The organism is Pseudonocardia xinjiangensis, from assembly GCF_012911925.1.
GTDB classification, from domain to species: domain Bacteria; phylum Actinomycetota; class Actinomycetes; order Mycobacteriales; family Pseudonocardiaceae; genus Pseudonocardia; species Pseudonocardia xinjiangensis.
On record NZ_JAAXKY010000185.1, the window covers coordinates 1 to 12,881 of the forward strand.

The window sequence follows — 12,881 nt, forward strand, 5'->3', positions numbered from 1 at the left end:
AGTCGCCCGTTCCGCGTGCGCGAGTCGCCCGCCCCGTCCCCGCGAGTCGCCCGTTTTGGATGCGCGAGTCGCCCGTTTCGCGTGCGCGAGTCGCGCACGAAGCGAGGCGACCTACGGCCTCGCCTCGAGGATGAGGTTGAACGGTGTCTCGGCAGCGCGCCGGATCCGGGTGAACCCGGCATCACGAAGGATCTCGGCAAGCCGCGCCTCGCCCGCCTGCGCACCGAGTGCCGTGCGCGGTTCCTCCGTCATCGAGTGGGCGACGCAGATGACGGCGGACGCCCCGTAGTACAGGCGACCGACGGGGTTGAGGTTGTCCTCGACCCGGTCGTTGGCAAACGGCTCGACGAGCAGGAAGGTCCCGTCAGGCTTGAGCGACTCGCGGATATGCGTCGCCGCGCCCAGCGGATCGGGCATGTCGTGCAGCGCGTCGAAGACAGCGACGAGGTCGTAGTCGGTGCCGGGAAAGTCGGCGGCGGTGGCCACGTCGAACGTCGCCCGGCCGCCCTGGCCCGCGTCGGCCATGTGCCGGCGCGCCTGCTCGATCGACGGGGGGTGGTAGTCGAAACCCGTGATCTCCGATCTGGGGTACGACTCGGCGAGCAGCAACGTCGACGCACCGTGCCCGCACCCGACGTCGGCGACCTTCGCGCCGGCCCGAAGCTTCTCGTCGACCCCGTCGAGCGCGGGAATCCACGAGGACACCAGGTTGGCGACGTAGCCGGGCCGGAAGAATCTCTCGGTCCCCTCGAACAGCGCCGGGTCGTGGTCGTGCCACGCGAAGCCGCCGTTCGTCCGCATCGCTTCGGTGATCCGTTCGATGTTCTTGGCGACCGCGACCGGGATGAGGAACGCCGCTGCGATCTGCATCCCGTCCGGTGATGCCAGCGCGAACGCCTGCTCCTCGGTGAGCGAGAACCGTCCGGTGGCGGGGTCGTAGGTGACGTAGCCGCCCGCGGCCTGTCCCTGGAGCCACTCGCGCATGTACCGCTCGCCGACGCCGGCCTCGGCGGCGACCTCGGCAGGAGTGCCCGGCATCACGGCGAGAAGCGACCGGTACAGACCCAGCCGGTCGCCGATCACGGCGCTGAGGGCCTGGTAGCTCCCACCGACATCGGTGACGAAGGTCCCGAGCAGCTCGTTCAGCTTGTCCTCGTCGACAGCCATGGCCGCACCCTTCCTGTCAGTGAACACCGCCTGACCGGGTTCTGTGCACGCGTCCATTGCCGGAAAACGCGCCTGCTCCTGTCAAGTCCCCGGCGAAACCCCCTGGGAGATTCGGCCATCCGGAGGAGCCCGGAGCGGCAGGTACCAGCCACGGGGCGACTCGCGCACGGAATCCGGGCGACTCGCGGGGTGGAAACGGGCGACTCGCGGGGTGGAAACGGGCGACTCGCGGGGTGGGAACGGGCGACTCGCGGGGGTGGCTCACCGCACGGGCGCGGCCGCGGGGCCCCGCGCCCGTGCGGGAGGTCTCAGCTGTACGAGTGGGCGGCGTCGGGGTACTCCCCGCCGCGCACGTCGTCACTGAACCGCCGGGCGGCGTCCAGCAGGACTCCGCCCAGGTCGGCGTACTGCTTGACGAACCGGGGCTTGCGTCCGCGGTTCATCCCGGCCATGTCCGACCAGACGAGGACCTGGGCGTCGGTGTCCGGGCCGGCCCCGATGCCGATCGTCGGGATCACCAGCTCGGCCGTCACGCGCTTCGCGACGTCCGCGGGCACCATCTCGAGCACCACGGAGAACGCGCCGGCCGCCTGCAGTGCCAGTGCGTCCTCGACCAGCCGCTCGCCCGCGTCCCCGCGGCCCTGGATCCGGAACCCGCCCAGCGCGTGCTCGCTCTGCGGCGTGAACCCGAGGTGGGCCATCACCGGGATCCCGGCGCCGGCGAGCGCCTCGACCTGCGGGGCGAACCGCGCCCCGCCCTCGAGCTTGACGGCGTGCGCCCCGCCCTCCTTCATGAAGCGGAAGGAGGTGGTCAGGGCCTGTTCCGGGCCGATCTGGTAGCTGCCGAACGGCAGGTCGGCCACCACGAGTGCGGACGTCGTGCCCCGCACCACGGCCCGCACCAGCGGCAGCAGCTCGTCGACCGTCACGGGCAATGTGTTGTCGTAGCCGTAGACGTTGTTGGCGGCCGAGTCACCGACGAGCAGTACCGGGATGCCGGCCTCGTCGAAGATCTCGGCGGAGTACATGTCGTAGGCGGTGAGCATCGGCCAGCGCTCGCCGCGCTCCTTGAGCTCGCGCAGGTGGTGGATCCGGGTGCGCTTGGGCCTGCCCGGTCCGGCTGCGGTCGGTCCCGAGCGGTACGGAGGTTGAACCTCGGCCGACGGGGTGGGGGGTTGCTCAGAGGCGAAATGCTGAGACATCGTTGTCCGTCCTCCCTCGAGGCCCGTTGCGGGTCCCCGGGTCGTCAGGTGCTGACGGGAGAAGCCTGACACCGCGCAGCGTCGCAGCAGCACGTCTGGGACGGAGTTCACACGGGTGTGCTGCGAGGTCGGGTGAGGTGTCGGGCGGCAGGAGATGCGCGACGGCGCCGCGCTGGCATGCTGTCGCGGTGCCAGCCCGCATGAGATCGACCACATTGGTCGCCGCCCTGTGCTCCGCCGGTCTGCTTCTGGTGGCGTGCTCCCAGTCGACGACCGGTGCAACCGGTCGGGGCGGCCCCGACCCGACGCAGCTGTCCCGCTTCTACGAGCAGAAACTCTCCTGGGGGCCATGCGCCGACTTCGCGACGTCCGAGTCGGACCGGCCGACGTTCTCGGACCCGAAGTTCGACTGCGCCCGTCTCGAGGTGCCGCTCGACTACGCCGCTCCGGACGGTCCGACCGCGCAGCTCGCGATCCTGCGCCAGCGGGCGACCGGGCAGCGGATCGGCTCGTTGCTGGTCAACCCCGGTGGCCCCGGTTCGTCGGGGGCGAGCGCCGCTGCGTCGCTGTCGGGGCGGATCGGGCAGGGCCAGCTGAGCCAGCGCTTCGACCTGGTCGGGTTCGACCCGCGGGGCGTCGGGGCGAGCACGCCGACGATCGACTGCCTGGACGACGCCGAATGGGAGGCCGAACGCGCCGACCTGGACGTCGACCCGTCACCTGCGGGCGTGGAGCAGACCGAGTCGGAGAACCGGCAGTACGCGCAGCGGTGTGCCCAACGTTCCGGGGGAGACCCGGTGCTGGCGAACGTGGGCACCCGCGACGTCGTCCGGGACGTCGACATCCTCCGTGCGGCGCTCGGTGACCAGAAGCTGAGCTACCTCGGGTACTCCTACGGCACGCGCATCGGCTCGGCGTACGCCGAGGCGTTCCCGCAGAACGTCCGGGCGCTGGTGCTCGACGGTGCCCTGGACCCGACCCAGACCACTGCTGACCGCACCGTGAAGCAGAACGCGGGCTTCCAGCAGGCCTTCGACGCCTACGCGGCCGACTGCGCGAAGCGACCGGACTGCCCGCTCGGCACCGACCCCGCCAAGGCCACAGCGGCCTTCCAGGCGCTCACCCGGCCGCTGATCGACGCCCCCGTGCGGGCCGAGAACGGCACCCGCACCCTGTCCTATCCGGACGCGGTGACGGGCACGATCCAGGCGCTCTACCTGTCGCAGCTGTGGCCGGCGCTGTCCCGTGGGCTGTCGCTGCTCGCATCCGGTGACGGCACGATCCTGTTGCGGCTGGCCGACCTCTACAACGGTCGCGGCGCGGACGGCCACTACGGCAACGACATCGAGGCGTTCGTCGTCATCAGCTGCGTGGACGAGGAGCGGATCACCGACCGCGCCCAGCAGGCCGACCTGATCCGGCGCGCCAACGAGGCCGCCCCGTTCCGGGACGACGGCCGCGGCGTGGTGGCGGCGCTCGACCCGTGCGCGTTCTGGCCCGTCCCGCCGACGAGCCAGCCGCACGTCCCGCAGGTGCAGGGTTTGCCGCCGACGCTCATCATCTCCACGACGGGGGACCCGGCCACTCCGTACCAGGCGGGTGTGGACCTGGCGAAGGCGTTGAACGGGAGCCTGCTCACCTACGAGGGCACGCAGCACACGGTGGCCCTGCAGGGTGTGCCCTGCGTCGACGACGCCGTCACGAAGTACCTGATCGACGGCACGCTGCCCCCGCCCGGCACGGTCTGCCGCGCGAGCTGATCACGGGGCGCGGCCGACCGCGGGCGGAACGGTGATTGACAACCCCCCACGACTGACAATCACCGATCCGCCGCACCGATACCCCATTCGTGCGAACGGCGCAGACAGAACGTCACAGTCCCCGTCATCTCGCCGTCCCTACGCTGTCCTTCCGTAGGTGTCCGACGCGATCAGTGTCCGGTCGGCTACTGGCGGTAGCATTTCGCGCAGGACGTGCCGGGGGAGAAGCATGGCGTTGGAGTTCCGCGTGCTCGGAACGCTCGAAGTCACGAGCGACGGGGGCAGGGTGAGCCTGCCGAGCACCCGGCATCAACGGGTGGTCGCGGCGTTGCTGCTGGCGCCCAACTCGGTGGTGCCGGTCTCGAAGCTGGTCGAGGCGGTCTGGGACGACGAGCCGCCGGCAACCGCCGTCAAGCAGGTGCAGAACTGCGTGTCGGTGCTCCGGGAGCGCCTGGGCGGCGGGAGCCGGGTCATCGTCACCGACGGGCCCGGCTACCGGATCGTCGTCACCGAGGACCAGCTGGATCTGATGCGGTTCCACCGCGGGCTGTCGGAGGCGCGCCGTCTCGCCGCGGAGGGCAGGCTCGCGGACGCGGTGCGGGAGGCGCGTGCGGGGCTGGGGCTGTGGCGCGGCTCCGTGCTCGACGGCATCCACATCTCCGTGCTCACCAACAGGGTCACCCTGCTGAACGAGCAGCGGCTCGGTGCAGTCGAGCAGTGCGTCGACTGGCAGCTCGAGCTGGGGGAGCACCGCGAGGTCGCCGCCGAGCTGATGGAGCTGGTCGCCGAGCACCCGCTGCGCGAGAAGCTGCACGCGCAGCTGATGCTCGCGCTGAACCGGTGCGGACGGCAGGCCGACGCGCTGCAGGTCTTCCACGAGCTGCGCATCCGGCTCGTCGAGGAGCTCGGCATCGATCCCGGCCGCGACGTGCTCCAGCTCCACGAACGCATCCTCGCCGGTGAGCCACGGCCACCCCGGGCGGCGCCCGGTCCACCGGCCGCCGAGGCAGGGCACGACCCGGTGGACGCCGCGCCGGCGCCCGTCGCCGCCGTTCGTGACGACCGGCTCGACAGGGCGGTCCGCGAGCTGGCGTCGGCGATCTCCCGGCAGTGGACGGTCGAGGTCGAGATGCGATCGCTGAACCGGCCCGAACCGGTCCCGCTCCGATGGTCGAGCACCGGACGGCAGGTGGCCGCGGTGGCCTCCGCCGTGCTGGGTGCCGGAGCGGACGGCGACCGGCCCGACTGCCTGGGTCTGAGCGGTGGTCTCGATGACGTGGTCGAGCAGTTCCGCAAGCTCCCCACCCGTCAGCTGGTGGTGCTGGGAGAGCCCGGGGCCGGCAAGTCCGTGCTGGCGATCCTGCTCACCCTCGGGCTGCTCGCCGAGCTCCGGCCCGATGACCCGATCCCGGTGCTGCTGCCGTTGGCCTCGTGGAACCCCCACGAGGAGCACCTGCACGCGTGGCTGGCCCGCAGGCTCGTCGAGGAGTACCCCGCACTGGCCAACAGGTCCGCCTACGGTCCGGACGCCGCAACCCGGCTGGTTCTCGAGGGCCGGGTCGTCCCCGTGCTCGACGGCCTCGACGAGACGCCACCGGCGTTGCACGCCGCGGCGATCGACGCCCTCGACCGGGCGGTGGCGGGTGGCCGCCCGGTCGTGGTGACCTGCCGAAGCACCGACTACGAGCTCGCGGTGAACCAGGCGGGCTCGATGCTGGCCAGAGCCGCCGTCGTCGAGATCGAACCGGTCGGGGTCGACGATGCCATCGCCTTCCTCACCGCACGCAGGCGGCTCGGCGAGACGCGCTGGCAGCCCGTCGTGGATCACCTGCGCCGCCACCCGGCCGGGGTGCTGGCGCAGGCACTCGGTACCCCGTTGATGGTCGACCTGGCCAGGACCGCCTACGCCCATCCCGCCTCGGACCCTGCTGATCTCTGCGACACCACCCGCTTCCCCGACCGGGGCACGGTCGAGCGCCACCTCCTCGACGCCTACCTGCCCGCCGTCTACCGGCAGGCGCCGGCACCGCCCGGCCAGGACGACCGGCCGGCGTCCGCACGCAGCTACGACCCGGTCAGGGCCGAGCGGTGGCTCACCTTCCTCGCCCGGCACGCGCATCGGCTGCCGGCCGGGGACCTGGCCTGGTGGCAGCTCGACAAGGCGGTTCCCCGGCCGGTAAGCAGCCTCTACCTCAGCCTTCCCGCCGCTGTGCTGTTCGCCGCGGCCGGCTGGCTCGCCGGCGGCCCGGTGATCGGGCTGATCTACGGTCTCGCGTTCGCCGGGGCAGGGTCCCTGGCACACGCGGTCGGACGCCGACCCGGGCCCCAGCGCGTCGAGTTCCGGATCCGGGGCACGACGGGGAGATTCCTGAGCAGGTTCGCGATCGGTGTCGTGATGGCGGTCAGCCTGGGACTCGGCTGGTCGCTGTCGGTCGGATTCGTCCTCCTGCTCGCGGTGGTCTTCGGTCTCGCCGTGGGAGTCCACGTCTGGCTGGACACCCCGGTCGACGCGAGGCGCGTGTCCAGCCCTGCCAGCGTGCTGAGGAACGACCGGGTCGCGGCCCTGTGGTTCTCCCTGTCGTTGACGGTGTCGCTCGGCCTGTTCTACGGGATGGCCTACGCCTTCACCCGTGAGGTCCGGTTCATCGACGTGCTGGGCGGTCGCTTCGACTTCGCACTGGTGCTCGCCGGCGGCCTGGCCGCGGCGCTGCTCGGCCGTTTCCTGATGGGGAACACGGGAAGCGTGGCCTACGGGCTCGCCGGTGCGGTGGTCGGTGGTCTGGTCTTCCCGCGCGCGCCGAACCCGTCCAGCGCTGTCGCGGTCGGCATCATGTTCGGGCTCGCGGTCGGTCTCGCGACGGGCCTGTCCCGGGCGTGGGGGTATTCGGTCCTCACCCGCCTGTGGCTTGCGGTCCGGGGCCACACCCCGTTCCGGCTCCTGCGTTTCCTCGACGACGCCCACCGCCGTGGGGTGCTGCGACAGGTGGGAGCCGTCTACCAGTTCCGCCACCTCCGGCTGGAGGAACGTCTCTCCGACAGGGCGACCCAGGAAGCGGGGTCGAGCGCCCGGCGGAGGGCGGGCCTGCGGAAAGGCGCGCAACCTTCCGTGCCGAAGGGTGATCGTTCCCCCGATGTCGCAGCGACTGACCAGCGAGGAAACATGTCTGTAACGCGACCTTCCTAGGCTCGGCGCCCATGGACCGCCAGCAGGAGTTCGTGCTCCGCACACTCGAGGAACGCGACATCCGCTTCGTCCGCCTCTGGTTCACCGACGTGCTCGGTTATCTCAAGTCGGTGGCCGTCGCCCCGGCGGAGCTGGAGGGCGCCTTCGCGGAAGGCATCGGCTTCGACGGGTCCGCGATCGAGGGCTTCGCGCGGGTGTACGAGTCGGACATGGTCGCCCGGCCGGACCCGTCCACCTTCCAGGTGCTGCCGTGGGAGAGCCAGACCGGCGAGCACTACTCGGCCCGGATGTTCTGCGACATCGCCATGCCCGACGGCTCGCCGTCGTGGGCCGACCCGCGGCACGTGCTCCGGCGCGCACTCAGCAAGGCGGGCGAGGCCGGCTTCACCTGCTACGTCCACCCCGAGATCGAGTTCTACCTGCTGCGCGACCTGCCCGACGACGGCTCGGCGCCCACGCCTGCCGACAACGGTGGCTACTTCGACCAGGCCAGCCACGACGTCGCCCCGCACTTCCGGCGCAACGCGATCGAGACGCTCGAGTCGATGGGCATCTCCGTGGAGTTCAGCCACCACGAGGGTGGGCCCGGCCAGCAGGAGATCGATCTCCGCTACGCCGACGCGCTCACGATGGCCGACAACATCATGACGTTCCGCTACGTCGTGAAGGAGGTCGCGATCATGCAGGGCGTGAAGGCCTCCTTCATGCCGAAGCCCTTCTCCGCGCACGCCGGTTCGGCCATGCACACGCACTTCTCGCTGTTCGAGGGCGACCGCAACGCCTTCCACGACCCGAACAACCCCTTCGAGCTCTCCGAGACGGGCAAGGCGTTCGTGGCGGGCGTGCTGCGCCACGCGCGGGAGATGAGCGCGGTCACGAACCAGTGGGTCAACTCCTACAAGCGCCTGATCACCGGCGGCGAGGCGCCCACCGCGGTGTCGTGGGGCCACGCGAACCGCTCGGCGCTGGTGCGGGTGCCGATGTACTCGCCGGGCAAGTCGTCCACCCGGCGGGTGGAGATCCGCACCCTCGACAGCGCCTGCAACCCCTACCTCGCCTTCGCCGTGATCCTCGGTGCCGGGCTCACGGGAGTGCAGAAGGGCTACGAGCTGCCCTCGCCCACCGAGGACGACGTCTGGTCGCTCACCGAGACCGAGCGCCGGGCGATGGGCTACGAGTCGCTGCCCCAGAACCTCACGGAGGCGCTCGGGGCCATGGAGCACTCCGAGCTCGTGGCGGAGATCCTCGGCGAGCACGTGTTCGACTTCTTCCTGCGCAACAAGCGGGCGGAGTGGGACGGCTACCGGCGCCAGGTCACCCCCTACGAGCTCGCCACGTACCTGCCCGTTCTCTGACCCGCGACCGCGGCCGCGGCAAACCGGTCGCGACACCGGGCGGTGGCGCGGCAGGGTCTGCGCGCATGGAGATCGTTCTGCACGACGACGTCGAGACGTTCGCCCGGCTCGCCCGGCCGTTGCTCGCCGCCGACCCGGTCCGGCACACCGTCGAGCTCACCGTGCTCGACGGGCTGTGCCGGGGCGGCGGGCGCGCGGCAGCCCTGCTGACCGTGCACGAGGCCGGGGAGGTCGCGGGAGCCGCGTTGCAGACCCCCGGCCGCCCCGTCCTCGTCTCCGCCGTCCCGCCGGTGCATGCGGCGGCCGTCGAGGAAGCGCTCGCCGCCGCCGGCCCGGCCCTCGGTGCGGCGGGCCCGATCACCGAGGCCGAGGCGTTCGCCGCCGCGCACGCCACCCGCACCGGGGCCTGCGCACATGCCGAGCAGCGCACCCGGCTGTTCGTCCTGGACGAGCTCGTGGCACCGGTCGGGGTCCCGGGCGGTCCACGACGGGCCGACGAGCGTGACGTCGATCTGCTCGCCCGGTGGCGCCGGGCGTTCGCCGAGGACGACCGGGGCGCCTGGACGTCCCCGGAGACGCCCCGGGAGATCGTGCTCGGCTCGCTCCGCCTGGCCACGGGCGAGCTGCTGTGGGAGGTCGACGGCGCGCCGGTCGCGCAGGCCGCGGCGCGGCCGGTGGTGGCCGGGATGTCGCGGATCGGGCCGGTCTACACCCCGCCGGAGCACCGCAGGCACGGATACGCCGCGGCGGTGACGGCGGCCGCGTCCCGGTGGGCGCTCGACCAGGGCGCGCAGCGGGTGCTCCTGTTCACCGACCTCGCCAACCCGATCACCAACCGGCTCTACCCCCGCATCGGCTACCGCCCGCTCCACGACACCGTGGAGCTGCGCTTCGCCGCGTGACGTGCGGGGTTGCGTCGCCGCCCGCGATCGGACCGCATCTGGTCCCCACAGGTGGTGCCCGCTGCGGCAGGATCGTTCTCCGTGACGCGTACCGGTACCTCCCTCGCCCGCCTCGGGCTCACCGAGCCGTGGGCCGAGGCGACGCTCGGGGAGCTCGGCTGGTGGGTCGGGGACAAGCCGGCCGACGGCGCGGCGGAGATCATGTGGGCGCTGGCCCGCAGCCCCGACCCCGACCTGGCGCTGCGCACCGTCGAGCGGCTCGTCCAGTCCGCGTCCGACCGGAGCGCGCTCGACGCCGCGCTGCGCTCCGACGCCGGTCTGCGCGGGCGGCTGCTCGCGCTGCTCGGCAGCTCCACCGCGCTGGGCGACCACCTGGTCACCCATCCCGACCGGTGGCATCGGCTGGCGAGCGACGCTCCCGATGGCGGCGACCCGTGCGCCGCGCTGCTCAGCGCGGTGGGGGCCGACCCGGCCGCGCCGCCCGCCGGCGCCCCGGGTGGGTCGGCCGCGACCCTCTCGGGGGCCGAGGCGATCAGCGCCCTGCGCACCGCCTACCGCGACGAGCTGCTCGTGCTGGCGGCCGCCGACCTCGGCGCCGTGGGGGAACCCGAGCTGCCGGTCCTCCCCGTGGAGGACGTCGCCGCGCAGCTCGCCGACCTCGCCGCGGCGGCGCTGCAGGCGGCGCTGGCCGTCGCCGTCGGGGAGGCGGGCGACGCCGCGTCGGGCGAGCAGGCCGGCCGGTTGGCCATCATCGCGATGGGCAAGACCGGTGGCCACGAGCTGAACTACGTGAGCGACGTCGACGTGGTGTTCGTCGCTGAGCCCGCCGACCAGGCGACCACGCGCCTCGCGAGCCGCGTCATACGGATCGCCGGGGAGGCGTGCTTCCAGGTCGACGCGAACCTGCGTCCCGAGGGTCGCCAGGGCGCACTGGTGAGGACGCTCGACGGGCACGTGTCCTACTACAAGCGCTGGGCGAAGACCTGGGAGTTCCAGGCGTTGCTCAAGGCCCGGCCCGTGGCGGGCGACCCCGAGCTGGGCGCCGCCTACGCCGAGGCGGTGGCTCCGATGGTGTGGAACGCCGTCGCCCGCGACGACTTCGTCGCCGATGTGCAGGCCATGCGCCGTCGCGTCGAGGAGCACATCCGGCCCGACCACGCCGAACGCGAGATCAAGCTCGGTCCCGGCGGCCTGCGCGACGTCGAGTTCGCCGTGCAGCTGCTCCAGCTCGTGCACGGCCGCACCGACGAGTCGCTCCGCTCACCCTCCACGCTGGACGCACTGGCCGCGCTCGCCGACGGCGGGTACGTCGGCCGGGAGGACGGTGCCAACCTGGCGGCGTCCTACCGGTTCCTGCGCCTGCTGGAGCACCGGCTGCAGCTGCAGCGCATGCGGCGCACCCACCTCCTCCCGGCCTCGGACGACACCGACGCCCAGCGGTGGCTGGCCCGCGCCGCGCGGCTGCGTCCGGACGGGCGCCGCGACGTCGTCGGCGTCCTCGTCGCGGAGTGGATGCGCAACGTGCGGCGGGTCCGCAGGCTGCACGAGAAGCTGTTCTACCGGCCGCTGCTGTCGGCCGTGTCCCGGATGTCCGCCGACACCGCGCGGCTGTCGGAGGCCGCGGCCGCGGCCCGGCTCGGCGCGCTCGGCTGGGCGTCCCCGGAGGGCGCGCTCGGGCACCTGCGGGCGCTGACCTCCGGCGTGTCCCGGGCCGCCTCCATCCAGCAGACGCTGCTCCCGGTGCTGCTCGACGAGCTCGCCCGCAGCCCCGACCCGGACCGCGGGCTGCTCGCCTACCGCCGCGTGTCCGAGGCGCTCGCCACCACGCCGTGGTACCTGCGGCTGCTGCGTGACGAGGGGCAGGTCGCGCAGCGGCTGATGCGGTTGCTCGGCACGTCGGCGCTGATCCCGGACCTGCTGGTCCGCGCCCCGGAGGTGCTGCGGCTGCTCGCCGCTCCCACCGCGGGGCAGGCCGACGAGCTGGCCCGCGACCCGGCCGAGGTGGCCGCGTCCCTGCGCGCCACCGTCGCCCGTCAGAAGGACCCGGACGGCGCCGCGGCCACCGCCCGCTCGATGCGCAGGCACGAGCTGCTGCGCGTGGCGTGCGCCGACCTGCTCGGCGTGCTGCCGGCCGTGGAGGTGTGCGCGGCGCTCAGCTCGGTGTGGGCCGCCGTGCTGCAGGCCACCCTGGACTCGGTGGAACGCGCGATCAGCGAGGGTCCCGCACCCGCACGCATCGCCGTGATCGGGATGGGCCGCCTCGGCGGCATGGAGCTCGGCTACAGCAGCGACGCCGACGTGATGTTCGTCTGCGAGGCCGTCGACGGCGCCTCGGACCACGACGCCGTGCGCTACGCCACCACCGTTGCGGAGACCGTCCGCAGGCGCCTGGCCTCGCCGAGCCCCGACCCGGCGCTCGTCGTCGACGCGGACCTGCGCCCGGAGGGCCGCTCCGGGGCGCTCGTCCGGACGCTCGGGTCCTACCGCGAGTACTACTCCCGCTGGTCGCACGCCTGGGAGGCGCAGGCCCTGCTCCGGGCCAGCGCCGTCGCGGGCGACGCGGACCTCGGCAGGCGGTTCCTCGAGATGGTGGACCCGATCCGCTATCCCGCCGACGGCATCGACGCGGCCACCGTCACCGAGATCCGCCGGATCAAGGCGCGTGTGGACGCCGAACGGCTGCCGCGCGGGGCGGACCGCACCACCCACACCAAGCTCGGCCTCGGCGGTCTCGCCGACGTCGAGTGGACCGTGCAGCTGCTGCAGCTGCAGCACGCGGGCGACATCCCGGAGCTGCGGACCACCTCCACCCTGGAGGGCCTGCAGGAGGCGAGCGAGGCCGGGCTGCTCACCGCGGAGGACGCCGCGGAGCTCACCGCGGGCTGGACGATGGCGACGCGGGCGCGCAACGCCGTCATGCTGGTGAAGGGCAAGCCCGGCGACCAGCTGCCGCGGTCGGGCCGGGAGCTCGCCGCCGTCGCCGTCGCCATGGGCTACCCGCCCGACGGCGACCCCGGCGTCTTCCTCGACGACTACCGGCGCACCGGCCGGCGCACCCGCGCCGTCGTCGAGCGCGTGTTCTACGGCTGGTAGCCGCTGCGAAAGTCCCGTGCTCCGACGTCCACGGGCGGGCTAGCGTGCCGGCCATGCCTCCGTCGAGACCCTCCTCGCCTTCGCACTGGCCGGGATCGTGCTGGTGATCATCCCCGGCCCGAGCGTGCTGTTCATCGTCGGGCGGGCGCTCGCCCACGGCCGTCGCGCCGCCGTCACCAGCGTCGCGGGCCGCAAGGACTGATCCCCGCCCCCAACCC

Annotated in this window: 7 protein-coding genes; 5 read left to right on the forward strand and 2 right to left on the reverse strand. The window is 72.9% G+C overall.

Annotated elements, in window-relative coordinates:
* Positions 1 to 111 precede the first annotated feature (111 nt).
* Both HF577_RS33345 and panB read right to left on the reverse strand, forming a co-directional pair.
* Complete coding sequence (locus tag HF577_RS33345) at positions 112 to 1,167, reverse strand: class I SAM-dependent methyltransferase (RefSeq protein ID WP_169399984.1); 1,056 nt, start codon at positions 1,165 to 1,167, stop codon at positions 112 to 114.
* A 308-nt stretch (positions 1,168 to 1,475) separates the two neighbouring features.
* On the reverse strand, positions 1,476 to 2,369 hold the full coding sequence (gene panB, locus HF577_RS33350) for a 3-methyl-2-oxobutanoate hydroxymethyltransferase (RefSeq protein WP_169399985.1): 894 nt from the start codon (positions 2,367 to 2,369) through the stop codon (positions 1,476 to 1,478).
* A gap of 200 nt (positions 2,370 to 2,569) precedes the next feature.
* Between panB and HF577_RS33355 the strand changes: the two genes are divergently transcribed.
* The 5 genes from HF577_RS33355 to HF577_RS33375 all read left to right on the forward strand — a co-directional run bounded on the left by HF577_RS33355 (position 2,570) and on the right by HF577_RS33375 (position 12,663).
* Positions 2,570 to 4,129 carry an alpha/beta hydrolase gene (locus HF577_RS33355; protein WP_169399986.1) on the forward strand — a complete coding sequence of 520 codons (1,560 nt, stop codon included), beginning with the start codon at positions 2,570 to 2,572 and terminating at the stop codon, positions 4,127 to 4,129.
* A 229-nt stretch (positions 4,130 to 4,358) separates the two neighbouring features.
* Positions 4,359 to 7,313, forward strand: a complete 2,955-nt coding sequence (locus HF577_RS33360; RefSeq protein WP_246267780.1) for a BTAD domain-containing putative transcriptional regulator — start codon at positions 4,359 to 4,361, stop codon at positions 7,311 to 7,313.
* An 11-nt stretch (positions 7,314 to 7,324) separates the two neighbouring features.
* Complete coding sequence (gene glnA, locus HF577_RS33365; protein WP_169399987.1) at positions 7,325 to 8,668, forward strand: type I glutamate--ammonia ligase; 1,344 nt, start codon at positions 7,325 to 7,327, stop codon at positions 8,666 to 8,668.
* Positions 8,669 to 8,733: 65 nt separating this feature from the next.
* A complete protein-coding gene (locus tag HF577_RS33370) occupies positions 8,734 to 9,570 on the forward strand; it encodes a GNAT family N-acetyltransferase (RefSeq protein ID WP_169399988.1) in 837 nt (278 codons plus the stop codon).
* Between the two features lie 81 nt (positions 9,571 to 9,651).
* Positions 9,652 to 12,663, forward strand: a complete 3,012-nt coding sequence (locus HF577_RS33375; protein WP_169399989.1) for a bifunctional [glutamine synthetase] adenylyltransferase/[glutamine synthetase]-adenylyl-L-tyrosine phosphorylase — start codon at positions 9,652 to 9,654, stop codon at positions 12,661 to 12,663.
* The last annotated feature ends 218 nt before the right edge of the window (positions 12,664 to 12,881 follow it).